Origin of the sequence: Enterococcus hailinensis (assembly GCF_045862035.1) — a bacterium.
In the GTDB taxonomy this organism is placed as follows: Bacteria; Bacillota; Bacilli; order Lactobacillales; family Enterococcaceae; genus Enterococcus_A; species Enterococcus_A hailinensis.
Genome location: NZ_BAAFRV010000023.1, coordinates 1 through 25405 on the forward strand (window position 1 = coordinate 1; position 25405 = coordinate 25405).

21 protein-coding genes and 1 tRNA gene are annotated in these 25405 nt (G+C 37.1%); 19 read left to right on the forward strand and 3 right to left on the reverse strand.

Going from position 1 to position 25405, the window contains the following annotated elements; all coding sequences use genetic code 11:
* Nucleotides 1–256: IS3 family transposase (locus tag ACKTSC_RS12135; RefSeq protein ID WP_407856906.1), on the forward strand; the 256-nt coding region annotated here is incomplete at its 5' end.
* A 70-nt stretch (nt 257–326) separates the two neighbouring features.
* Here the strand turns inward: ACKTSC_RS12135 and ACKTSC_RS12140 are convergent.
* A complete protein-coding gene (locus ACKTSC_RS12140) occupies nt 327–941 on the reverse strand; it encodes an NUDIX hydrolase N-terminal domain-containing protein (protein ID WP_407857745.1) in 615 nt (204 codons plus the stop codon).
* Complete coding sequence (gene plsY / locus ACKTSC_RS12145; protein ID WP_332581359.1) at nt 942–1571, reverse strand: glycerol-3-phosphate 1-O-acyltransferase PlsY; 630 nt, start codon at nt 1569–1571, stop codon at nt 942–944.
* Between the two features lie 128 nt (nt 1572–1699).
* Here plsY and ACKTSC_RS12150 point away from each other — a divergent pair, with 128 nt between their 5' ends.
* The 8 genes from ACKTSC_RS12150 to ACKTSC_RS12185 all read left to right on the forward strand — a co-directional run bounded on the left by ACKTSC_RS12150 (nt 1700) and on the right by ACKTSC_RS12185 (nt 13116).
* Entirely contained in the window at nt 1700–2122 is a 423-nt protein-coding gene (locus ACKTSC_RS12150; RefSeq protein ID WP_332581358.1) for a CoA-binding protein, read from the forward strand.
* Nucleotides 2123–2377: 255 nt separating this feature from the next.
* Complete coding sequence (gene parE, locus ACKTSC_RS12155; protein WP_407856383.1) at nt 2378–4414, forward strand: DNA topoisomerase IV subunit B; 2037 nt, start codon at nt 2378–2380, stop codon at nt 4412–4414.
* 14 nt (nt 4415–4428) lie between these two features.
* A complete protein-coding gene (parC, locus tag ACKTSC_RS12160; RefSeq protein ID WP_407857746.1) occupies nt 4429–6876 on the forward strand; it encodes a DNA topoisomerase IV subunit A in 2448 nt (815 codons plus the stop codon).
* A gap of 283 nt (nt 6877–7159) precedes the next feature.
* On the forward strand, nt 7160–9451 hold the full coding sequence (gene pflB / locus ACKTSC_RS12165) for a formate C-acetyltransferase (protein ID WP_407857747.1): 2292 nt from the start codon (nt 7160–7162) through the stop codon (nt 9449–9451).
* A 103-nt stretch (nt 9452–9554) separates the two neighbouring features.
* The gene (gene pflA, locus ACKTSC_RS12170) at nt 9555–10334 is read left to right on the forward strand and encodes a pyruvate formate-lyase-activating protein (RefSeq protein WP_407857748.1); all 780 of its coding nucleotides are present in this window, start codon (nt 9555–9557) and stop codon (nt 10332–10334) included.
* Nucleotides 10335–10422: 88 nt separating this feature from the next.
* Nucleotides 10423–11352: a manganese-dependent inorganic pyrophosphatase gene (locus tag ACKTSC_RS12175; protein WP_407857749.1), complete on the forward strand. Its 930-nt coding sequence runs from the start codon at nt 10423–10425 to the stop codon at nt 11350–11352.
* A gap of 90 nt (nt 11353–11442) precedes the next feature.
* Entirely contained in the window at nt 11443–12243 is an 801-nt protein-coding gene (locus tag ACKTSC_RS12180; RefSeq protein WP_407857750.1) for a DUF1803 domain-containing protein, read from the forward strand.
* A gap of 3 nt (nt 12244–12246) precedes the next feature.
* Nucleotides 12247–13116: an alpha/beta hydrolase gene (locus tag ACKTSC_RS12185; RefSeq protein WP_407857751.1), complete on the forward strand. Its 870-nt coding sequence runs from the start codon at nt 12247–12249 to the stop codon at nt 13114–13116.
* On the opposite strand, the gene ACKTSC_RS12190 is transcribed toward ACKTSC_RS12185, so the two are convergent.
* Nucleotides 13113–13667 carry a DUF2179 domain-containing protein gene (locus ACKTSC_RS12190; RefSeq protein ID WP_332581350.1) on the reverse strand — a complete coding sequence of 185 codons (555 nt, stop codon included), beginning with the start codon at nt 13665–13667 and terminating at the stop codon, nt 13113–13115. The two genes, ACKTSC_RS12185 and ACKTSC_RS12190, sit on opposite strands and share 4 nt — an antisense overlap.
* A gap of 397 nt (nt 13668–14064) precedes the next feature.
* On the opposite strand from ACKTSC_RS12190, the gene glgB reads away from it, so the two are divergent.
* From glgB to ACKTSC_RS12240, 10 genes are all read left to right on the forward strand, one after another.
* The gene (gene glgB / locus ACKTSC_RS12195; protein WP_407857752.1) at nt 14065–15966 is read left to right on the forward strand and encodes a 1,4-alpha-glucan branching protein GlgB; all 1902 of its coding nucleotides are present in this window, start codon (nt 14065–14067) and stop codon (nt 15964–15966) included.
* 38 nt (nt 15967–16004) lie between these two features.
* Complete coding sequence (locus ACKTSC_RS12200) at nt 16005–17150, forward strand: glucose-1-phosphate adenylyltransferase (protein WP_407857753.1); 1146 nt, start codon at nt 16005–16007, stop codon at nt 17148–17150.
* On the forward strand, nt 17137–18285 hold the full coding sequence (glgD, locus tag ACKTSC_RS12205) for a glucose-1-phosphate adenylyltransferase subunit GlgD (protein ID WP_407857754.1): 1149 nt from the start codon (nt 17137–17139) through the stop codon (nt 18283–18285). The genes ACKTSC_RS12200 and glgD overlap by 14 nt, the downstream gene beginning before the upstream one ends.
* 2 nt (nt 18286–18287) lie before the next feature.
* Nucleotides 18288–19715 carry a glycogen synthase GlgA gene (gene glgA, locus ACKTSC_RS12210; RefSeq protein ID WP_407857755.1) on the forward strand — a complete coding sequence of 476 codons (1428 nt, stop codon included), beginning with the start codon at nt 18288–18290 and terminating at the stop codon, nt 19713–19715.
* Between the two features lie 91 nt (nt 19716–19806).
* Nucleotides 19807–22245: a glycogen/starch/alpha-glucan phosphorylase gene (locus tag ACKTSC_RS12215; protein ID WP_407857756.1), complete on the forward strand. Its 2439-nt coding sequence runs from the start codon at nt 19807–19809 to the stop codon at nt 22243–22245.
* Complete coding sequence (locus ACKTSC_RS12220) at nt 22226–24055, forward strand: glycoside hydrolase family 13 protein (RefSeq protein WP_407857757.1); 1830 nt, start codon at nt 22226–22228, stop codon at nt 24053–24055. Before ACKTSC_RS12215 ends, ACKTSC_RS12220 begins: the two co-directional genes overlap by 20 nt.
* A gap of 95 nt (nt 24056–24150) precedes the next feature.
* Nucleotides 24151–24750, forward strand: coding sequence for a hypothetical protein (locus tag ACKTSC_RS12225; RefSeq protein WP_407857758.1), 600 nt, complete (start codon nt 24151–24153; stop codon nt 24748–24750).
* Nucleotides 24751–24830: 80 nt separating this feature from the next.
* Complete coding sequence (locus tag ACKTSC_RS12230) at nt 24831–25016, forward strand: hypothetical protein (RefSeq protein ID WP_332581342.1); 186 nt, start codon at nt 24831–24833, stop codon at nt 25014–25016.
* 15 nt (nt 25017–25031) lie between these two features.
* Nucleotides 25032–25115, forward strand: a tRNA-Leu gene (locus ACKTSC_RS12235).
* Nucleotides 25116–25215: 100 nt separating this feature from the next.
* The coding region (locus ACKTSC_RS12240; RefSeq protein WP_407857206.1) for a helix-turn-helix domain-containing protein at nt 25216–25405 on the forward strand (190 nt) is incomplete at its 3' end.

The following is a 25405-nucleotide window of genomic DNA, read 5'->3' on the forward strand; positions in this document are numbered from 1 at the left end:
CTGTGAGCGAGTAAAACAAAAAAACGTTATCCAAAGTATGTCCCGTAAGGGGACACCTTCAGATAACGCTCCAATAGAGTCGTTTCATGCCTCACTAAAGTCAGAAACGTTCTACATCTCAAAAGAGACGATAGGCTCTAATACTAGAGTAATCGATATTGTAGAAAATTACATCTATTTTTGGAATCATAATAGAATTTTATCCAAATTAGGGTATCTTTCGCCCGTCGATTACCGGTCAGCAAGATTAAATTGAGTTGCTCTTTTTATTTTGTATCAAAAAGTAGTTGCACTTCCAAGGTCACTTCTCAAGAAAGTGACCTTTTTTAATCGAAAAAAACTTGCCAATTTAAAGTTTCATGAGCCGCAAAACATAAATCGATTTGAGCTTGAGTATTCTTTGCCTCCGCTAACGGGGGTAACTGATCTTTCGTGAACCAGCCAATTTGCAAGGTTTCAACATTTTCGATAAAAGAACCGCCAATCAGTTGACACTCGACAAATACTTTACAAACACTGTAGGCGTAACGAGGTAAATTATGCTTATTACGATCTTGGATAGCAATAACTTTAACCGGTTCAACCCTCAAACCGGTCTCTTCCAGTGTTTCTTTGATGGTATTTTCTTTGATCGATTGATCAAAATCGACCCATCCACCTGGCAAAGACCAGCGCTCATTTTTTTCTTGAACCAACAATATTTTATCCTCATCAAAAATAGCCGCACGAGTATCTAATTTTGGTGTCGGATAACCTGTTTCATCAGCAAATAGAGTACGCAATTTTGATATCGGCAAAGGTGACTGTACGGCTAACATTTCGATCGCGATTGTCCGAATCCGTTCAAAACGTTCCTCGTCAAAAGGATCTTTTGTATAAGCTAATCCTGCTTGAGCTAATGCCTGGAGCTCGATTGCCCAATCTAAAAGTTGTTCATCCATTTATTTCTCCTTTTTGTTCAATCCAAAAGAGACACGATTTTCTGTTCCATTTTTGATTCGTTGGATGTTTTCCTTGTGTCGGAAAATAATGTAGCAAGTTAGCACAAAACAAACTAAAGTCAGTAGCCAGTTGTGCGTTGGTAAAATAGTAGGCCAAAAATAAGGCAAAAGAATAGATGATAGAGTTACAAAAATAGCAGATAAAATACTAGCCGCGCTAACCATACTAGTTAGATACAAAACGACTAAGAAAAAGACTAAAGAATAAAAGAAAAACAATGGGGCAAATCCTAACAGCATCCCTGCGCTAGTAGCCACAGCTTTTCCGCCTTTAAAGCCTGCGAAGATTGGTAAAGTATGACCGATCACTGCAATTAAGCCAAACCATAACGGATTAACGTCTAAGTGGAAAAGCATCGGTAAACAAGTCGCTAATGTTCCTTTCAATAAATCCATCGCAAAGACGACTAGACCAGCTTCTTTTCCTAAAATACGAAAGGTGTTCGTCGTTCCCGAATTTCCACTACCGTATTCGCGGATATCTTTTTTAAAAAATAATTTTCCAATCCAAATTCCAGAAGGGATGGAGCCAAGGAGATACGCTAGCACCATCAGTATAGCGATTTTCATATAAATCCTCATTTCTATAGTTGTAACGTCATTTTAGCAGATTTCAAATCAGTGAACAAATCTATAATCACATGCTATACTTATTTTATGATAATGACTAAAATTTAAATTGATCGTGAGGGAATAAAATGACTTTTCAAAATCCAAGCCAAGAAAAAATTTTTCAATATTTGAATGAAGCCAAAGTGATTGCGGTGGTAGGTTTAAGCGACAAACCTGAAAAAACAAGTTATAAAATTGCTGAGATCCTAAAAGAACACGGATATACGTTATATGGTGTGAATCCGAAGCTGGCAGGTCAAACAATCAATGAAATCCCAGTAGTGGCCGAATTGACTGATGTACCTGTTACGATTGATATCGTGGATGTTTTCCGACGTAGCGAATTTTTACCTGAAGTGGCCAAAGCCTTTTTGCAAACAGATGCTAAAGTTTTTTGGGCTCAATTAGGGTTAGAAAGTGAAGAAGCAGCGAAATTATTGCAAGATCAAGGCAGAAATGATATCGTAATGAACCGTTGTGTGAAGATTGAGTTGAACAAACAAGCTTAAAAAATGGCTCATAAATCTTAAAGAAAAAGATTAAAAAGTCTTTCCACTTTTAGGATAGGCTTTTTTTTTACGGACTTTTAGCGTATCATACAAATGATGTACTTTAGGTAAGGATGCCAATCCAACTTTTATTGTCATCAATCAAAGCAATTAGATTTTTAATAGTTTAGTTGGAAAACTACACAATACGAATAACAAAATTATTTTTCTGAAAAAGAAAGATACAGACGTTAATAGAAATAAGGAGTTGTAAGCTTGGCTAATTTAAAAAACGAGTACAATGATGCTTCGATCCAAGTATTGGAAGGTTTAGAAGCTGTTAGAAAAAGACCCGGGATGTATATCGGCTCGACAGATAGTCGCGGCTTGCATCATTTAGTTTATGAAATCGTAGATAATGCTGTCGATGAAGCATTGTCTGGATATGGAAATGAGATCGAAGTCACGCTTCACGCAGATAATAGTGTAGAAGTCAGTGATAAAGGACGTGGTATGCCAGTTGGTATGCATGCATCAGGAATTCCAACAGTTGAAGTAATCTTTACGATCCTTCATGCTGGTGGGAAATTTGGGCAAGGTGGTTACAAAACGTCAGGTGGGCTTCATGGTGTAGGTGCCAGTGTGGTAAATGCATTGTCTGAGTGGCTGACGGTTACGATCGTCCGCGACGGTATTGAATACCGCGAACAATTTAAAGATGGTGGGAAACCACAAGGTACGTTGGAAAAAATCGGTAAAACTCGAAAACCAAATGGGACAACAGTCCATTTCTTGCCAGACGAAAAAATATTTTCTACGATGCATTTTTCTTACGAAACACTATCTGAGCGTTTACGTGAGTCAGCCTTTTTATTAAAAGGGGTAAAAATTACGCTGACAGATTTACGTGGAGAAGAACAGGTCCAAGAAATCTTCCATTTTGAAGAAGGAATCAAAGAATTCGTTCAATATTTAAACGAAGACAAAGATACTTTGACACCGGTCGTTTATTTTTCTGGTGAACGTGATGGTATCGAAGTAGAATTATCCTATCAATACAATGATGGCTATTCTGAAAATGTTTTATCGTTCGTCAATAATGTTCGAACCAAAGATGGCGGTACTCATGAAGCTGGGATGAAGACATCGATGACCAAAGCATTCAATGAATATGCACGTAAAACTGGTTTATTGAAAGACAAAGATAAAAATCTTGAAGGATCAGATTTCCGAGAAGGTTTATCAGCTGTATTATCGGTACGAATTCCAGAGAATCTTTTACAATTTGAAGGACAAACCAAAGGGAAATTGGGGACACCAGCAGCCCGCGGTGCCGTAGATAATGTAGTCGGAGAACAAATGGGCTTCTATTTACAAGAAAATAGTGAAAATAGTCAAATGCTTGTTCGGAAAGCAATCAAAGCTCGCGAAGCTCGTGAAGCAGCTCGCAAAGCTCGTGAAGAGAGCCGTAATGGTAAGAAACGTAAAAAAGGCGAATCATTGCTTTCTGGGAAGTTGACTCCAGCACAATCAAAAAATGCTGCAAAAAATGAATTGTTCCTAGTCGAAGGAGATTCAGCCGGTGGTTCTGCCAAACAAGGACGCGATCGGAAATTCCAAGCTATTTTGCCGTTACGTGGGAAAGTTATCAATACCGAAAAAGCGAAAATGCAAGATATTTTAAAAAATGAAGAAATCAATACGATGATTTATACGATCGGTGCTGGTGTTGGACCAGAATTTTCAATTGAAGATTGCAACTATGATAAAGTTATCATTATGACCGATGCAGATACGGATGGAGCGCACATCCAAGTCTTGTTATTAACGTTTTTCTATCGCTATATGAAACCTTTGATTGAAGCTGGAAAAGTCTATATTGCATTACCGCCGCTTTATAAAGTTTCAAAAGGTGCTGGACGTAAACAAGTAGTTGAATATGCTTGGACAGATGATGAATTACAATCTGTCATCGGTAAAGTCGGCAAAGGTTATATGCTCCAACGATACAAAGGACTTGGAGAAATGAACGCAGAACAATTATGGGAAACAACGATGGATCCAGAGTATCGGACATTGGTTCGTGTACGGATCGATGATGCAGCTCAAGCAGAACGTCGCGTAACGACTTTGATGGGGGATAAAGTTGAGCCTCGTCGTAAATGGATCGAAAACCATGTTCAATTTACATTAGAAGAAGAAGGTAGCTTGTTAGACAATAAAGAAGAATCACAAGCAGAACCGATCCCAGAACAAAATGAAGCAGAAAAAACGGCTGATGATACAAGTTCAATCAGTTTGTTTGATGAGTAGGAGGTGGTCGAACGATGGATGCAAAACATTCGATCCAAGAATTAACATTAGAAGAAGTAATGGGTGACCGTTTTGGCCGCTATTCAAAATATATTATTCAAGAACGGGCATTGCCAGACATTCGCGATGGATTGAAACCTGTTCAACGTCGGATCTTATATGCCATGAACAAAGATGGTAATACGTATGATAAAGGATTTCGTAAATCTGCCAAATCTGTCGGAAATATCATGGGGAACTATCATCCTCATGGTGATAGTTCGATCTATGAAGCAATGGTGCGGATGAGTCAAGATTGGAAATTACGACAAGTCTTAATTGAAATGCACGGAAACAATGGATCAATGGATGGCGATCCTCCTGCCGCAATGCGGTATACAGAGGCTCGTTTATCACAATTGAGTGGTGAAATGTTAAAAGACATCGAGAAAAACACCGTTGATTTAGTTTGGAATTTTGATGATACGGAAAAAGAACCAACTGTTTTGCCTGCCGCGTATCCTAATTTATTAGTTAATGGGTCAACTGGGATCTCTGCCGGTTATGCTACAGAAATCCCGACGCATAATTTAGCAGAAGTGATTGATGGTGCAGTATACTTGATCGACCATCCTAATGCCACACTAGATAAAATTATGGAATATATTCCAGGGCCAGATTTTCCAACAGGTGGTATTTTACAAGGGAAAGCTGAAATCAAAAAAGCCTATGAAACTGGTAAAGGCAAAGTCATTCTACGTTCTAAAACCTCGATTGAACCGCTAAAAGGCGGAAAACAACAAATCGTGATCCATGAGATTCCATACGAAGTCAATAAAGCGGTATTGGTCAAGAAAATGGACGAGATCCGTTTAAATAAAAAAATCGACGGCATCGCTGAAGTTCGTGATGAATCTGACCGTACGGGATTACAAGTTGTTGTAGAATTGAAAAAAGATGCAAACGCAGAAGGAATTTTAAATTATTTATTTAAAAATACGGATCTGCAAATCAATTACAACTTTAATATGGTTGCTATCGATAATATGACTCCTCAACAAGTGGGCTTGAAACATATTTTGGAAAGTTATGTTGCTCACCGTAAAGTGGTCATCACCAAGCGCAGTGAATATGAGCTAGCAAAAGCGCAAAAACGTCAGCATATCGTTGAAGGATTAATGAAAGCTTTGTCAATTTTAGATGAAGTGATCGCTACGATCCGTGGAAGCAAAGATAAAAAAAATGCTAAGCATAATTTGGTTGAGCGGTTTGCTTTTTCTGAAGAACAAGCCGAAGCAATCGTAACATTGCAATTGTATCGCTTAACGAATACAGATATTACCGACTTAGAAAAAGAAGCCGAAGAGTTAGCTGCTCAAATCCAAGAATTGCAATTGATTTTGAATAGTGAAAAAGAATTGCATAAAGTGATGAAACAAGAATTACGTCAAATCAAAAAAAATTATGGCAATGATCGATTGACGAAAATCGAAGATGAAATCACTGAAATCAAAATCGATACCGAAGTCTTGATCGCTCAAGAAGATGTCATTGTTACTTTGACCAAAGAAGGCTATTTAAAACGTAGTAGTATTCGTTCTTACAATGCTTCTCGTCCTGATGAACATGGAATGAAAGATGGCGATACGATCATCTTTATCGATAAAATGAATACATTGGATCATTTATTGATTTTGACCAATCGAGGCAATATGATCTATCGTCCAATCCATGAAATTACTGAATTAAAATGGAAAGATGTTGGCGAACATATTTCGCAAACAATCACCAATTTATCGATGGATGAAGAAATCATTGCGGCATTCCCTTATAAAGAAATCGATGCCAACAAGCTCTTTATTTTTATCAGTAAAGATGGCATGATCAAACAAACGCGAATGACTGAATTCTCACCATGGCGAACATATCGCAGTCGTCCGACCACTGCGATGAAAATGAAAAGTGATACTGACCAAATCGTATCGGTCTTTTTAACTAGCGATATTTTGAATGTCGATGTTCTGATCGCTTCTCATCGAGCATTTGGTTTACGTTATCCACTAGATGAGGTTCCTGTTGTTGGCTCGAAAGCTGCTGGGGTGAAAGCTATCAATTTAAAAGATGGTGATTATGTTGTAGCTGGGTCATTGGTTCCTTCGGAAGGTGATTCACCAATTTTATTATTGAGTCAACGTGGGGCAGCTAAGCGTATGCTGGCACAAGAATTGCCACAATTAGGTCGTGCAAAACGCGGGTTGATGATTTTCCGTGAATTGAAAAAAAATCCTCATCGTCTGGCTTACATGACAACAGACACAGAGGGAACGTTAGTATTAACAACTCAAAATGGTACAGAAAAAGAATTAGATATCACTAAGGTGCCGATCAGTGATCGGATTTCAAACGGCAGTTTTGTGATCGACGAGAAGAAAGATGGCGAATTATTCTCTGTTTTTCAAGAACAAAATCTGATTCAAGAATAGATCATCTGTATTAATAAATACAATAAAAAACGGTTTCTGTTTTAATACAGAAGCCGTTTTTTTTATCACAATATTGAAAATAGTCTGGTATTTCATAAGTTAAATTGAAATCTATATTTCGAGATAACCTTTATTAATAAAGGGTTGATAACGATAACAAGTTCAAATAAATATATTGATAATCTTTCACAAGTAAAGGCTTGCATAAATGGATTAATGTGTTATACTGTGTTCGTAAAGCTGTAGCAATTACGTTTTTAAATTCTAAGGAGGTCCTGTTAAAATGGGAACTGCAACAAATGAACTTAAACAAATGAAAAACACTGAAAAGGCTGCATGGGAAGGCTTTAAAGGACATTTATGGAAATCAGAGATCAACACACGTGATTTTATCCAAGCAAATTACAAACCTTATGAAGGCGATGCTGAATTTTTAGCAGATCCAACAGCAGCAACAAACGAATTATGGGGCAAGCTACAAGAACTACAAAAACAAGAACGTGAAAATGGTGGCGTTTTAGACATGGAAGCAGACGTTGTTTCTGCTGCCAATGCGTATGGCGCTGGCTATATTGACGAAGGAGCAAAAGACAAAGAAGCAATCGTAGGAATCCAAACAGACAAACCTTTAAAACGTGCATTTATGCCTTACGGTGGGATTCGTATGGCGGAAGAATCATTAGAAAGCTATGGTTATACACCAAATCCTAAATATACAGAAATTTTTAACACATACCACAAAACACACAATCAAGCAGTATTTGATATCTACACGCCAGAAATCAGAGCGGCACGCCGTAATAAAATTATCACGGGTCTTCCAGATACTTACGGCCGTGGACGTATCGTAGGTGATTACCGTCGCGTAGCTTTATATGGAAGCGATTATTTGATGCAAGAAAAATTCAAAGATCATGAAAATTGTGGTCATGGACAATTCACCGAAGAAGATATGCGCTTGCGGGAAGAAATCACTGACCAATACAATGCATTGAAACGGATCAAAGAAATGGCTGCGGCTTACGGTTTTGATATTTCTCGCCCAGCAGAAAATGCCAAAGAAGCAGTTCAATGGACTTACTTCGGTTATCTAGCTGCTATCAAAGAACAAAATGGCGCAGCCATGTCAATCGGTCGGGTCTCTACTTTCTTAGATATTTATATCCAACGTGATATCGAAAATGGTACATTGACTGAAGTAGAAGCGCAAGAATTAATCGATCACTTAGTAATGAAATTAAGAATGGTTAAGTTCGCACGTATTCCATCATACAACGAATTGTTCTCAGGAGATCCAGTTTGGGCGACACTTTCAATCGCTGGTATGGGAATGGACGGACGTACATTGGTCACGAAAAATGACTTCCGTTTCTTACACACATTAGAAAACATGGGACCTTCTCCAGAACCCAACTTGACTGTATTATATTCTTCTCGTTTGCCAGAAGGATTTAAAGATTATGCAGCAAAAATTTCAATCGATACTTCATCTATTCAATACGAAAATGATGACGTGATGCGTCCGGTATGGTTAGATGACTACGCAATCTGCTGTTGTGTATCTGCTACACAAACGGGTAAAGAAATGCAATTCTTTGGTGCGCGGGCTAACTTAGCAAAAGCTTTATTATACGCGATCAACGGTGGGGTCGATGAAAAATCTAAAGCGCAAGTCGGACCAGATTATCGTCCAATTGAATCAGATGATGCGTTAGATTTTGAAGAAGTTATGGCGAAATACGATGACATGTTGGAATGGTTAGCAGGGATGTATGTGAATACATTGAATGCAATTCATTATATGCATGACAAATATTACTATGAAGCTGTTGAATTAGCGTTGATGGATACTAATTTAAAACGTACGTTTGCTACTGGAATCGCTGGTTTCTCTCACGTGGTCGATTCATTAGCTGCTATCAAATATGCAAAAGTATTCCCATTACGTGACGAAGATGGTATCGTTACTGACTTCAAGATTGACGGAGAATTCCCTAAATATGGGAATGATGATGCACGGGCGGATGATATTGCTGTTTGGTTATTGAAGAAATTCATGGAAAAACTTGAACACTATCATACTTACCGCAACTCAGAACCAACAACATCTATCTTAACGATCACTTCAAATGTTGTTTACGGTAAAGCTACGGGTACAATGCCTGATGGACGTAAAGCAGGCGAACCATTATCTCCAGGTGCTAACCCATCTTACGGTGCTGAGCAAAATGGTCTATTAGCTTCACTTAATTCATTAACAAAATTACCTTATGAATACGCATTGGATGGTATTTCAAATACTCAAAGTATCAATCCAGATGCTTTAGGTCATGATGAAGATGAACGGATTGAAAACTTAACGAGTGTTTTAGATGGCTACTTCAACCAAGGAGCACACCACTTAAATGTGAATGTCTTTGGTAAAGAAAAATTAGTTGATGCGATGGAACATCCAGAAAAAGAAGAATACGCAAACTTTACTATTCGTGTTTCTGGTTATGCCGTTAAATTTATCGATTTAACTCGTGAACAACAAGAAGATGTTATCAGCCGTACTTTCCATTCAAAAATGTAATTGTTAGATCAAATATATAACGAAGTAAGGGCGGATGGACGGAGGTCTATTCGCCTTACTTTTTAATAGGTTTCACCTATAAAACGAATTAGGGGGACTACATATGTCAACTATCACAGAACAACCTATCTTAGGAAATGTCCATTCAATCGAGAGTTTTGGCTCTGTTGACGGACCCGGAGTACGCTTCATTGTATTTATGCAAGGCTGCCGGATGCGGTGTCAATTTTGCCATAACCCTGATACTTGGCAAATCAATGATCCCAAAGCGAAACAACGAACAGCCGATGATGTATTGCAAGAAGCGTTGAATTATAAAAATTATTGGGGTAAAAAAGGTGGAATCACTGTTAGTGGTGGGGAACCTTTGCTACAAATCGATTTTTTGATCGATTTATTTAAAAAAGCGAAAGCGATGGGAGTCAGTACTACTTTAGATAGTTGCGGCAAACCCTTTACACATGATGAACCATTTTTCTCAAAATTTGAAGAATTGATGCAATATACAGATTTAGTTTTATTTGATATCAAACAAATCGACAATCAAAAACATAAAGAGTTAACTGGACAAAGTAATGACAACATCCTGGAGATGGCGAAATATCTTTCTGATATCAACAAGCCAGTTTGGATTCGCCACGTATTGGTACCTTTTAGAAGCGACTATGACGAATTTTTAATTCGATTAGATAAATTTATTAAATCTTTGAATAATGTAGACAAAGTAGAAATTTTACCTTACCACACAATGGGCAAGTATAAATGGGAAGAAATGGGTTTGAAGTATCCGCTAGAAGGAATCGAACCGCCAACCGATGATCGTGTTGAAAATGCGAAAAAACTTTTGCATACAGAAGATTATAAAGGCTATTTAAAACGTTAAAACTTTAAGGAAAAGAGTGGCATCTGGTTGCTCTTTTCCTTTTTTTTGATATGATAAAGAAGAACTTATTTAAAGGAGCGAATTAACTATGGGAAAAGTTTTAATTTTCGGACATCAAAATCCTGATACAGATGCGATCGGAGCAGCGATTGCTTTTGCTAATTTACAAAAAGAGTTAGGTGTAGATGCTGAAGCAGTTGCTTTAGGCACGCCAAACGAAGAAACACAATTTGCATTAGACCACTTTGGTTTGACAACTCCCCGTGTAGTTACTGCTATTGCAGATGAAACAAATGATATCATGTTAGTGGATCACAATGAATTCCAACAAAGCGTTTCTGATATTGAAAAATTAAATATTTTAGCGGTAGTCGACCATCATCGAATCGCGAACTTCCAAACTGCAAATCCTTTATACTATCGTGCAGAACCAGTAGGTTGTACATCAACGATCGTATTAAAAATGTACAAAGAAAAAGGTATTACTGTTCCTGCTAAAATTGCAGGTATGATGTTATCAGCTATCGTTTCAGATACATTATTATTTAAGTCACCAACATGTACACAAGAAGATATCGATGCAGCGAATGAATTAGCTGCGCTTGCCAGTGTTGACTTGAACAGTTATGGCTTAGATTTATTAAAAGCTGGAACGAATCTAGGAACAAAAACAGAAGCTGAATTATTGGATTTAGATGCTAAATCATTCCCAATGGCTGATAAGACGGTTCGGATCGCACAAGTAAATACAGTTGATTTAGATGAAGTATTTGCTCGTCAAGATGCTTTGCGCGACGCAATGCTATCAGCAAATGTTGAAAATGGCTACGACTTGTTCTTATTATTAGTAACAAATGTTTTAGATTCAGATTCTGAATTGTTGGTTGCTGGTGAACCAAGAGATAAAGTGACCGAAGCTTTTGGTGTTCAATTAACAAATGATCGTGCGTTTTTACCTGGTGTAGTATCACGTAAAAAACAAATTGTTCCTCAATTAACGGAAGCTTTTGAAAAATAATTTTTTTAGTTGAAAAAGTGGACTCTTGAAGTCCACTTTTTTCGATAAATATAAAAAATTTTTATTTTACCTATTGGAAAGGCAATATGCATGCAAATATATACAGATGATAAAAAGTTGTCTCAAGAATTAAAAAAAACAGAAATTCAGGCATTAATAACTTATTTTTTTGATCTAGATGAACCGGTTATTTTACGTACGATTCGTCAAAAATTTCCTGAAAATAAGCATTTAGATAAACAACTTGAGCTGTTGATTGCTAGTAAGATTATTTCCAGAGAAGATCGGCGTTATCAATTGAAACTGGAAGCTATCCAAACGTATCCCACAACTCAAATAGTTAGGGCATTTATAGAGCGGCAAACAAAAAAATATTCTGATGATGAGTTATTGGTTTGGCTAGCGGAAGGGCTGTTATCGAGGTCAGTTCCAACCACTTTAATGGTTGAATTTTCAATGCCATTTTGTACACGACTAGAACATTCGCAATTTGATATTGTTACAATCAATAAACAAAATAGTTCAGCTAAGACATTGCCTAATTACTTTGCTGAAATCGATCAACCTCAAAAATATCCAGAATTATCTCACCTACTAGGCGATGTCAATCGTGAATTTTTCACCAATCAATTGACTTTACTGATCGAAAGGATCTCTAAAGGTAAAGCGCCAAGACGAGCATCGATCTTTTTAGAAAGTTTGTTAGCCAGCGGTGTAGTTGTAAATGAACCGGAGTGGCAAATGGCTATCCCGGTTGTTGAACAGCCAATATTGATTGAAAAACAAGAATGGACAGCGGAAACTTCAGACTTCTTTTTTGCACATGAATTAGCGGAAAGATTGTTAGGAAACCGAGAAAGTTTTACTTATTTGATTAAAAAGAAGGCGTAGTAGATGCAAAGACTTATCAAAGGATTGATTTTGATCGTTGGTTTTTTGTTGGTATGCGGAGGAATTTTTTATACACGCTTGCGGTACTTTAGCCCAGGAACACTTACGGAACGAAAAGATATCCATTACTCTAACGTTCCGACGGTTTTTATACATGGATATGAAGGGAGTTCTTTTTCTTTTGGTCCGCTTTTAGTTCGTTTAGAAAAAGAAAATGTGGCCAAACGCGAAATGACAATCGTCGTTCAAGCAGATGGCTCGCTTAAAGTCGAAGGTAAACTAAAGAATACGAATGATAATCCAACGGTTATGGTCCTTTTTGCTAAAGATGTAACAGATGAAGTCACTCAAAGTGAGTGGATCGATAATGTTATGCGTTATTTGTACCAACAAAAAGTTCGTCATGTAAATCTTATCAGTCATTCGATGGGTGGTGTCTCGACGTTAAGGTATTTATTGGAATACGCAGATGGTCAAACACCGATCGCGGATCGTTTTGTGGCAATCGCAGCTCCGTTCAATGACCTAGAGATAGCAGAAGAAACAGATGAAGTCTTTGCTTCTGAATTAACAGCAGAGGGCCCTAGTGAAGAAACACCAATCTATCAATACTTTGATCGGGCAATGAATCAATTACCACATAATTTAAATGTGCTAGCGATTGCTGGTGATTTAAAAGATGGCTCTGAGAGTGATGGTTCTGTTTCCACCCACAGTGCTTTTGCTTTACGGAATCTTTTTCAAAAGCATGCTCATAGTTATCAAGAAATGACAGTTACTGGAAAAAGTGGGGGTCACTCTGCGATTACAAAAAGTGCCAAATTGCGTAATAAATTAATTCAATTTATATGGAAAAAAACAGCTCGAAGTTAAGCCTTCGAGCTGTTTTTTTGTCTCTTACGAACTTTTTTAGTCCAAAATCCGCCAGAAATATATTTTGGTTCATAAGAAATGATGAAAGCACGTGGCTCAACTTCTTTGATTAAGGCGTAAAGCGTCCGTTCGGTTTTCCTAGGTGATAAAATTTCTAATACCATCCGATCTCCTTCGAGTCCTTCGCCATACGATTGCGTAACCCCATATCCCTTGTCACGTAACACACGAGGCAAACTACCTTCTTTATTGGTATTTGTGGGGAGAATAACGGTGACCATAATATAACCTAATGCTAATTTATCTTCAATCTTAATCCCGATACTAATTCCAATGGCATAACCTAAAGCGTAAGTGAAAAGGTTGATCGGATTATCTAAACGATTCAATACAAGTGAAAGGCCTAAAATATAAATTGTGATCTCAATCATACTTAAAATGGGAGCCAATACACGATATCCTTTAATCGTTAACATAAAACGAATCGTATTAAGGGTGACGTAAGCTAAGTTGATAAAAAAGATCATCGCTAACATTTTTAAATCGATCAAGAGAGTACCTCCTTTTTAAATGAGTAGAAAATGTCAATCGAACAAAATTATTTAATACAAGCCTACCGATTATTTGATAAAAAGGCAAATAGAACGAAAGGTAAGCTGATGATAACTATAGTTATGAAAATAAAATATAATAATAATAATAGTTATTTATTTACGAGAGAAAAAATATTTTAGATATAATATAATTTGTGCTTCTTTTTTAATTCTTATTATATTATAATATTAATGAGAGCTTTTAATAATAAACAAAAAAATTAACGATGGCTCAATCAATTGTTTTTTAAGCGTTTGTGTTATTATAATAGAACGAAATAATTATATATTATTAGATTCTGTACATTAATTTCTAATCTAAAGCGCTTGAATATTTTGCGAAAAGGTGGTTCTCATGAAAGAAAATATAAACAAAATAATTGATTTATCAAATGAAGCAAGCACCAAATTTTTATCCGGTGAGAACTTCTATGTCCAACAATTTTTAGGAGCGCATAAAGAAAAAGAAGGATACATTTTTCGTGTCTGGGCACCCAATGCCCAGAAAGTTTCCTTAGTAGGAGATTTTAATGACTGGCAAGGACATCTAATGGAAAAAGATGAGTTAAGCGGTATTTGGGAAATTCACTGTAAAGATGCAAAAGAAAAAGACCTCTATAAATTTAAGGTTCAACAAGCAGATGGACGTGAAGTCTATAAGATTGATCCTTTTGCAGTACGCTTTGAAAAACGACCGGGGGTTGCTGCAGAGCTTTACGAGTTTCCAGCAAAAAAATGGAAAGATGGCTTATGGATTGGTCGCAATAAACGTTCCAACAAATTTAAGCGACCAATGAATATTTATGAGGTTCATGCGAGTTCATGGAAAGAACATGAAAATGGAGAGCCGTATAGTTTTGCTGATTTAAAAGAAGAATTGATTCCCTATCTAGTAAAAATGAATTACACACATATAGAATTTATGCCTTTAATGGAACATCCACTAGGCCGTTCTTGGGGATATCAATTAATTGGTTATTTTGCTTTAAGTTCGTCTTATGGGACACCCGAAGAATTTCAGGATTTTGTTGAAGCGTGCCATTTGAATAATATCGGCGTTTTAGTCGATTGGGTTCCAGGTCATTATTGTATCAATGATGACACATTGCCCTATTATGATGGAACACCGCAATTTGAATATACTGATCCAGATCGAGCCAAGAATAACCGCTGGGGATCAATCAATTTTGATCTAGGAAAACCTCAAGTCCAAAGCTTCCTGATTTCAAGTGCTATGTTTTGGATTGAAATGTTTCATATCGATGGAATTCGCGTCGATGCCGTTTCTAGTATGATCTATCGTGATTATGACGAAGGGCCTTGGACACTAAATCATGAAGGCGGTAATCGTAATTTTGAAGGCTTTTATTTTTTGCAAAAGTTAAATGCTGTAATCAAACTTGCTCATCCCAATGTATTGATGATTGCAGAAGAGAGTTCATCTGAGACACCTGTAACAGGCCTGATTGAAAATGGCGCATTAGGGTTTGATTTTAAATGGAATATGGGTTGGATGAATGATATTCTCCGCTTTTATGAAATGGACCCAGTACTTCGAAAAGACCATTTTACGCTGTTGACGTTTTCGTTTATGTACATGATGCGAGAAAATTTTATTTTGCCACTTTCCCATGATGAGGTTGTTCATGGGAAGAAGAGTCTGATGCATAAAATGTGGGGCGATCGTTATAAACAATTTGCTCAATTGCGTAATCTATATACGTATCTCATCACACATCCTGGTAAAAAATTATTATTTATGGGCAGTGAGTGGGGACAGTTTTTAGAATGGAAATTTGATGAAGAGCTTGAGTGGAACGATTTAAATGATCCGTTAAATCATTCAATGCAAAAATTCACATCAGAACTCAATCATTTTTATAAAGAACAAACCGCTCTTTGGGAACTTGAAGATTCGGCCGAAACTGTGGAGATCATTGATGCGGATAACACTTCAGAATCGGTTTTAACATTTATGCGTAAAGGAAAACGTAAAAAAGATTTTCTGATTATTATTTTGAATATGACACCGGTAGAACGCCAAAAGTTTACTATTGGTGTTCCTTATCCGGGAACATATAAAGAAGTTTGGAATACTGAAATGGAGGAGTTCGGGGGAACTTGGACGCGACATAATGATAGTTGTCAAAGTGAATCCATTCAGTTCAAAAACTACGAACAGTCGATTCAGACAACTGTTCCAGCTTTAGGAGCTATTATTTTAAAACCAGAATCAATTAACACACGTAAGAAATAGAGGGGAGGTCGATGAAGGAATAGCCTTCATCAATTAAAATGAAAACAGAAATATTAGCAATGATTTTAGCCGGCGGAAAAGGTTCTCGGCTGGGCAAACTGACACAAAAAATTGCAAAACCTGCCGTCCCTTTTGGTGGCCGCTATCGGATTATCGATTTTACTTTAAGTAATTGCATTAACTCTGGGATCAATAATGTAGGTGTTGTTACGCAATATCAACCGTTGGCGTTGAATAATCATATTGGCAATGGATCTAGTTGGGGTTTTGATGGATTGAATTCCGGGGTTACGATTTTACAACCCTATTCAAGTAATGATGGAAGTAAATGGTTTGAAGGAACGGCCCATGCCATTTACCAAAATATGGATTATATCGATCAAATGGATCCAGAGTATGTATTGGTTTTATCCGGAGATCATATTTACAAAATGGACTATGAAGCAATGTTGAAAGACCATATCAAAAATGAGGCTTCTTTAACAGTCGCTGTAATCGAAGTTCCTATCGAGGAAGCATCACGTTTCGGGATCATGAATACTGATGAACATGATCGAATCATTGAATTTGATGAAAAACCCGAACAGCCAAAAAGTAATTTAGCTTCAATGGGTATCTACATTTTTAACTGGAGTCGTCTACGTAGTATGTTATTGAACAGCTACAAAAAAGATGACCAAATGTTGGACTTTGGTCAACACGTTATCCCGGCATATATCGAGAGCGGCGAAAATGTTTTTGCGTATCGCTTCGAAGGCTATTGGAAAGATGTGGGAACGATCGATTCACTTTGGGAAGCTAATATGGAATTCATCGACCCGAATCATAGCTTGAATATTCGAGATAAATCTTGGCGTGTTTCTGCTAAAAATCCAGTTTCGCCGCCGCATTTTTTCACTGAAACCGCACAGGTGAAAGATTCGCTAGTCGTGGATGGTGTTTATGTCGCCGGAGAAGTCGAGCACAGTATTTTATCTAGTGATGTTCAGATCAAAGAAGGGGCGAAAGTTGTCGACAGTGTCATCATGCCAGGGGCAACTATCGGTAAAAATGTTCAAATCAAAAAAGCGATTATTGGTGAAAATGCAATTATCGGCGATGGGGCTGTAGTTGAAGGAACTGATGAAATCGCCGTAGTGGGTTATTCAGAAGTGATTGGAGTGTTGAGAAGTGAGAGCGAATAAACTTTGTGCGATCTTAGGAAATGTTTATGAATGTCCTGAATTATTACCATTAACGGAAAAAAGACCATGGGCAACGTTGCCGTTCGATTGTAAGTATCGATTGATTGATTTCAATCTATCAAACACGATCAATGCCAATGTAAAATCTGTCTATATGCTTTTCAACCAAGGAAAAACAAAATCTGTGTTTGATCATATTGGTGGGGGTCGAGAGTGGCATTTAGATAGTGTCGATAGTCGATATTTCATTCATTTTTATCAAGATTTCTTGAAAAGAAAAGCAGAAGGCCGTCCTTATTTTGAATCTGTAATTGATTATCTGAATAAGTCAAAATCTGAATATACTGTGTTTATGGGTAATCGGATGCTATGCAACATTGATTTGACCGCAGTATTAAAAATTCACGAACAAAGTGATAGTGAGTTGACGGTTGTTTACAAAAAAATGCCAAAAAATCAAATCTATCACCAAGATGAAATTTTAGAAGTCGATGACCGAGGCATGGTGACAGGAAATCACAATTCGTTAGAAGGCCGTTCAGATAATGAATTAATGAATCTTTCAATGAAGATCTTTATCTGTCGTACAGATCATTTAATGACTGCCCTACAAGAAGGTCAAAATTCTGGTGCACCAGTGGCTTTATTAGACTTCTTCAATCAAATGATGGGTCAAGTTAAAACTCAAGCATATGAATATACGGGCTTTTTAAGCAATATTTTTGATGTTAAATCTTATTATGATGCAAATATGGACATGCTAGATCCGAAAAAATTTGCTTCATTATTGTATTCAAAACACAAAGTTTATACAAAATTAAAAAATGAAGTAGCTACCTATTACTCAGCTACCTCGGATGTTAAAAACAGTCAATTTGCGACGGGCTGTTTAGTTGATGGAAAAGCGCATAACTCTTTGTTCTCTCGAAGTGTTGTGATCGAAAAAGATGCCGAAATCGAAGGATCGATCGTAATGGCTAACTGTAAAATCCAGGAGAATGCTATCGTTAAGTATGCGATCTTAGATAAGAATGTAGTCGTTGAACCAGGCGTTAAAATCATAGGCTCTGCAGAACATCCGTTAGTGGTCAAAAAAAATACCCATGTGTTGAGTGATATTTACGGAGGCGAGTAAAGGTGAGAACATTATTTGTTGCTGCAGAATGTGCACCCTTTTTTAAAACAGGCGGATTAGGCGATGTCGCTGGTGCTTTACCTAAAGCTTTGAAAGAAAAAGGTACAGAAATCAAAGTTGTCTTGCCTTACTTTACAAAGATTGCAGATCAGTACAAGGAACAAATCCAAGATTTGTTCTCTTATGAGGTCAATGTCGGTTGGAGAAAACAATATTGTGGAGTAAAGTATCTATCCTTAAAAGGAATTGATTATTACTTCTTAGATAATCTGCATTATTTTGATCGCCCTGATTTGTATGGTTATTATGATGATGGTGAACGATTTGCGTTCTTTCAATTAGCAGTGATCGAGCTGATGGAAAAGATCAATTTCATTCCAGATGTGATGCATTTGAATGATTATCATACAGCGTTTATTCCATTTTTATTAAAAGAAAAATATCGTTGGATCCAAGCATTTGATTCGATTCATACAGTCTTGACGATCCATAATATTGAATTCCAAGGTCAATATGATCAAGGAGTCTTGGGCGATCTATTCGGAATGGGGAATGAGCGTTATGAAGATGGGACGGTTCGCTTTAATGATTGTGTCAACTTCATGAAAGCCGGAATTCTTTATGCTGATCGGGTAACAACTGTCAGCCCCTCTTATGCAGAAGAAATAAAAACAGCAGAATTTGGTGCCGGATTAGATGTTATTTTGCGAATGGAGAGCGGTAAATTAAGTGGGATCGTTAACGGAATCGATTATGAAATGTTCGACCCTGCGAAAGACCCAGCTTTATTTGAAAATTATGATGCTAAACATTTAGCCAAAAAAATTGAAAATAAAGTTCAGCTCCAAAAACACCTAGGATTGCCAGTAAACGCTGACATTCCGTTGGTTGGAATCGTCAGCCGTTTAACGTATCAAAAAGGTTTCCATTTATTGTTAGAAGAAATGGAAAATTTGATGCAATTCGATGTGCAATTAGTAGTGATTGGAACGGGTGATCCAAACTTTGAAAATCAATTTCGCTATTTTGGGGAACAATATCCCGAAAAAACCAGTATCAATATTGCTTTTGATTTGAGTTTAGCTCAAAAGGTCTATGCTGGAGTAGATATGTTCTTGATGCCTTCAGCATTTGAGCCGTGTGGATTATCACAAATGATTTCCATGCGTTATGGGACACTACCGATTGTTCATGAAATTGGCGGACTAAAAGACACCGTTGAACCATACAATCCAATTACTAATAAAGGAACTGGATTTGGCTTTGATAATTTCCAACCGTTTTATTTGATGAATGTATTAAAACAGGCGATTGAATTGTATCAAAATCACTCTGAAATTTGGCAAGAATTAATGCAACAAGCGATGGCTAAAGATTTTAGTTGGAATGAATCTAGTCAACAATATTTAGCATTGTATCAACAATTGTAAGGTTCTAATTGTCAGAATCTAGGGCTTAAAGCCATGGATTCTGACTTTTTTAAATATGTCGAACTAAAAAAAGTAGGTTGGAGATGAAAAAATGAACAAAAAAGAATTTAAACAATGTTTCAGTCGTCGATTGGCTGAAAAATTTGCGATGGAAGTATCAGATGCTTCACCAAGCGAGCTATATCAAACGTTGGGTTCATTGATGACTTCGGAATACTCACAAGATTGGCGACAAACATGGCGAGACTATCGGGATGCAGAACAAAAACAAAGTTACTATTTTTCAATTGAATTTTTACCTGGAAAAATGTTGAAAAGTAATTTATTAAATATGGGATGGCTGGATATCGTTGAAGAAGGTCTTTCTGAATTGGGAATCAAATTAGATGACTTAGCGGACGTAGAGCCGGATATGGCTTTAGGAAATGGCGAACTTGGCCGATTAGCTTCTTGTTTTATGGATTCGATCGCTTCTACTGGATTGCCGGGAAATGGAAATGGGATTCGCTACGAATATGGTTTATTCAAACAACGTTTTGTTGATAACTATCAAGTAGAATTACCCGATGAATGGCTTCAAAAAGGGAATTTGTGGGAAGTTAGAAAAGAAAGTAAAGCAGTCAACGTCCGTTTAGGCGGTGATGTTCATCTATCATCCGATGAAACTGGGAATATAACACCACATTATCAAGGCGGAATGGTCGTAAGAGCCGTTCCTTATGATACGGGGATGGTTGGTTATCAAAATAATATCGTGAATACTATGCGTCTTTGGTCAGTAGAAATCCCTGCAGAGGAAGAAGACAATTACCGAAGTGTTGAAGCTAGACGAGCAGTGGAAGATTTGACCTCCGTTTTATATCCAGATGATTCAAATGAAGCGGGTAGACGATTACGCTTATCGCAAGAGTATTTCTTTGTTTCAGCAGGTGTTCAAAGTATTTTACGCTACTACAAAGAGTTGAAACAGCCAATCGATAAAATCAATCAATATGTAGCTATCCATATCAATGATACTCATCCAGCTATGTGTGTCGCTGAATTTATGCGGCTACTGATCGATGAAGAAAAGGTTTCTTGGGATCGTGCATGGAACTTAACGCAAAAAGTAATGAGTTATACGAATCATACGATCATGGCAGAAGCACTAGAAAAATGGTCAATTACTATGATGAAAAATGTTTGTCCACGTATCTATCAAATCATTGAGGAAATTGACCGTCGTTTTGTAGCCGAAATGACTGGTGTACAGAATTTTGATTTGATCCAGCGGACACGGATTATTCAAAATGATCAAGTCCATATGGCTCATTTGGCGATCATTGGTTCTCACTCAACCAACGGTGTAGCAAAATTACATTCGGATTTATTGAAATCAGTTGTGTTACACGACTTCTATGAGTTATACCCCGCACGATTCAATAATAAAACGAATGGGATCGCAATACGTCGCTGGACACAATTAGCTAATCCATCGATGAGTAAAGTTCTAGATGAAACGATTGGAAAGACTTGGCGCAAAACGCCAGGTGATTTAAGATTGTTATTGAATTATGAAAATGACGATCAAGTATTGACCAAATTAGCTGCTGCCAAGTTAGCGAATAAAGAACGATTAGCTAAATACATCCAAGAACATTGCGGTGTTGAAGTGAATCCGCATGCCATATTTGATATTCAAATCAAGCGACTGCATGCGTACAAACGACAATTGTTGAATCTATTGCATATCATCAAGCTTTATTTAGATTTGAAAGAAAACCCTAACTTACCGATTGAGCCGCGAGTCTTTATCTTTGGAGCAAAAGCAGCGCCAAGTTATCATTACGCTAAATCGATCATCAAAGTAATCAATGAAACTGCTAGCCTGATCAACAATGACGAATCAATCCATGATAAGTTAAAAATCATCTTTCTGGAAAACTATAACGTTAGTCTAGCTGAACGAATCATTCCTGCAGCAGATGTCAGTGAACAAATTTCTTTAGCTTCAAAAGAAGCCTCAGGGACCTCAAATATGAAATTGATGCTTAATGGGGCAGTTACGATTGCTACTTTAGATGGTGCAAACGTTGAGATTCGAGATGCTGTTGGAGATGAAAATATTGCTATTTTTGGTTTAACAGAGGCAGAAGTATATCAATATTATGAAAATAGGACTTATCATGCAGCTTCAATCTATGAAAAAGACAATACTGTCCGACGTGTTGTAGATACTTTGATCGATGGAACCATTCCTAATATTCTGGCTGAAGGACAAGAAATTTTTGATTCTTTGATTAAATACAATGATGAATTCTTTGTCTTGCGTGATTTCGAGGCGTATTGTACTGCCCAGATGAGTGTTGATAAAGCGTATAAAGACCAGCATCGCTGGTTGCAAATTAGTTTGCGAAATATTGCTAATGCAGGTCGTTTTTCTTCAGACCAAACAGTCCAACGTTATGCTGAAGATATTTGGCAAATCGAACCAGTCTTCGCACATAACGATGATCGAGGAGTGACAAAACATGAAGCATATTTACTTTAATCCTTGGCTAGAACGATACAAACAGCCATTCGGAGCTGTTCAGGAAGAAACGACAGTCAAAATTTGGCTGTCGGTACCTGAACCAGAAATGTCGAAAGCCTATTTAGTTGTTCATAAAGAAGGTAGCAATGTCGGTCAAAAAGTGTTTCCGATGAAAGCTGTATCTGAAGATCGATTCTATTTTGAAACACCGATGGATCAAGGTTGGGGATTGTACTTTTATTATTTCAAGATCGTTCATCAATCAGCGGGTTATGAAACGATTCAGTTTTATGGCTTTAATGGCCAAGGTGGAGAAGGGAAAATATATGGTTCAGAGCATGATGTAGTCCCATATCAATTAACCTGTTACCAAAAACCAGAGGTCGCGCCTAAATGGTATCGCGAAGCCGTTTTTTATCAAATTTTTCCAGATCGTTTTGCGAATGGTAATCCCGATCGTCAAATCAATGATCCTAAGAAAAATTCATTTATTTATGCGACGGAGGAAGATGAACCTTTTTATATTCGAAACAAAGAAGATGAAATCGTTCGTTGGGATTTTTACGGAGGTAATTTAAAAGGGATTCAAAAGAAAATTCCTTATTTCAAAGAGTTAGGCATCACAGCCATCTATTTGAATCCTATTTTTGAAGCCTCCTCCAATCATCGCTATGACACCAATGATTATTTTAAAATTGATGGTATTTTAGGAAATGAAGAAGATTTCGAGGACTTACTTGAAGCACTACATGCTGAAGGCATTGCAGTTATTTTAGATGGAGTCTTCTCACATGTAGGAAAAGACAGCCGCTATTTCAACATCTCAGGACTTTATGGAGAAAAGTCTGGAGCTGCTCGTGATCAAAATAGTGAATACTTTGATTGGTTTACTTTCAATCATTACCCAGATGATTATAAAGCATGGTGGGGAATCGCTGATTTACCAGAAGTTCGTAAAGAAAATCCGCGCTATCAAGAATTTATTTACGGTGATTTAGATAGTGTGCTGGCAAAATGGACTTCTTTAGGTGTTGATGGCTGGCGCTTAGATGTTGCAGATGAATTGACGGATGATTTTATTGCCGGAATCCGAAAAAATCTTTCAGCTTATCAGGATAAGATTTTAATTGGCGAGGTTTGGGAAGATGCTTCGAATAAAGTAGCCTATGATACACGAAGAAAATATGTTTTTGGCGACCATTTGCAGGGAGTTATGAATTACCCGTTGCGCCAGCAAATCTTAGACTTGATGAATGACGATCGTTCATTAAAAGAAATCTGTGAAGAAATGATTCTTTACCAAGAAAATTACCCGCCAGATTTTTACTATAATCAACTGAATAATATTGGAACACACGATACTGAACGGATTTTGTCAATGCTGGGTAATTCAACTGAAGCATTGGACCAAGCTTGGGGCTTGATGTTTATGATGCCAGGAATCCCTTGTGTTTATTACGGAGACGAGGCTGGATTAACCGGTGGCAAAGACCCTGAAAATAGAAAGATTTTCCCTTGGAATTCAATTGATCCAGTTATTTTTGAAAGCTGTCAAAAATGGATTCAACGAAGAAAAGAATATGATGTACTGAATTATGGAAATTTTTTCCCGTTTTATTCGGAAACACAAAAAATATTTGGTGTGATTCGTTATACTGACGAGGCTTATGCTATTTATGCGGTTAATCAATCCGATCAAGAACAACAAATAAAAGTTAGTGAGCTCTCTAGTCCCCGTGCTTATCAAGGGGATTATGCTATTCTTGATAATATTTTCGAGGATGAGATAATTGCTCCTAAAGGTAGCTTATTTGTATATGATGCTTGATCTTTTTTATTTAAAATAGTGGCTAGAAAATCGAAAGCATTTTCTAGCTTTTTGTGCTAAACTAGTTGGTATTAGAGAACAATAAGGATGATTGTATGCAAACCTATACTAGAGAAAAATGTCGTTTCCCAGCTTTTGATGATGACCAAGGGGTTAAACTAACAACTACGAGTCAGCGAGTTTTATTCGATGGCAATGATGATTTGATCACCAATCATCGATTAGAAGCAAAAGATGTTTTTGGTCGGGAACTTCCTAAGCCTAAGCGAAATCGTAGAGTTGCTTTAGATGATGAACCGCGAAGAGAGCTGAATCAGCATAAGGCGAACTTGCCTATGTATCATAACGAACGAGTAGAAGCTAAAAAAGTAAAATTATTTGAGGAACATAAGCCTAAAGAAACAACAAAGACCACTTTTAGTACAACTACGGGTCGCAGTGCGACTCCCTTTGCACCAACTTTTGTTCCATCTTCTTTGATTCCCGATCAGGATCCGAATGCTATTTCACCACGTGAGTTGATGCAACGGATGGAGAAACAACGGAATTCGTATATTTTATTTGCTCCAGAAAAAAAGGTTGAAAAACCTGCAATTGAAAGAAAGAATTCACGTCAACGGTTGGACCGCTCATTACGCGGAATTATGGAAGAAGATAATTCAAAAATAGAAAATAGTAAATATTTTCAAGAATAGTTAGTCGTCAATAGCTTTAGGAGGCCTATTTGTTTGATCCTCCTAGCTATTGCTTTGATGATAAGAGGAGTTAAAGAGCCATGAATCCATTTGAAGAAAAAATCAAGCAATTAAGAGATCATGAAATAGATAAAATCGAAGTATCGAGAGCAGAATTTTTTTCGTTCCGAGAAATTTGGAGTAAACAAGAAGATAAAAAATTTTTTCGGGGCATCGCAGGTTTAAATGGTGACATTATTTATGTGTACGATACAACGATTGTCTAAATAAATTTATATAAAGCGGCGGTGTTGGAATTGGTAGACAAGCATGATTGAGGGTCATGTGGGAGTGATCCCGTGTGGGTTCGAGTCCCATTCGCCGTATTCAAAAAGGACAACCTTTTAAGGAACTGACACTATAATTAGATACAATTAAAAAAGAGCACCTCAAATTTAGTAAAATAAATTTGGAGGTGTTTTTCTAATGGCAAAACATAATTATTATCCGGAGAAATTAAAAATTCAAATCGTTGAGAGATTATTAGCAGGAGAATCAGGTTCCTCCCTTCGGGAAGAATTTAATATCCCAAGTAGAGGAACAATATATAGGTGGAAACAGTGGTACATGAAAGGAGAAATTCACCGTTTAAAAACTTCTTCAGGTCGTCCTTTAG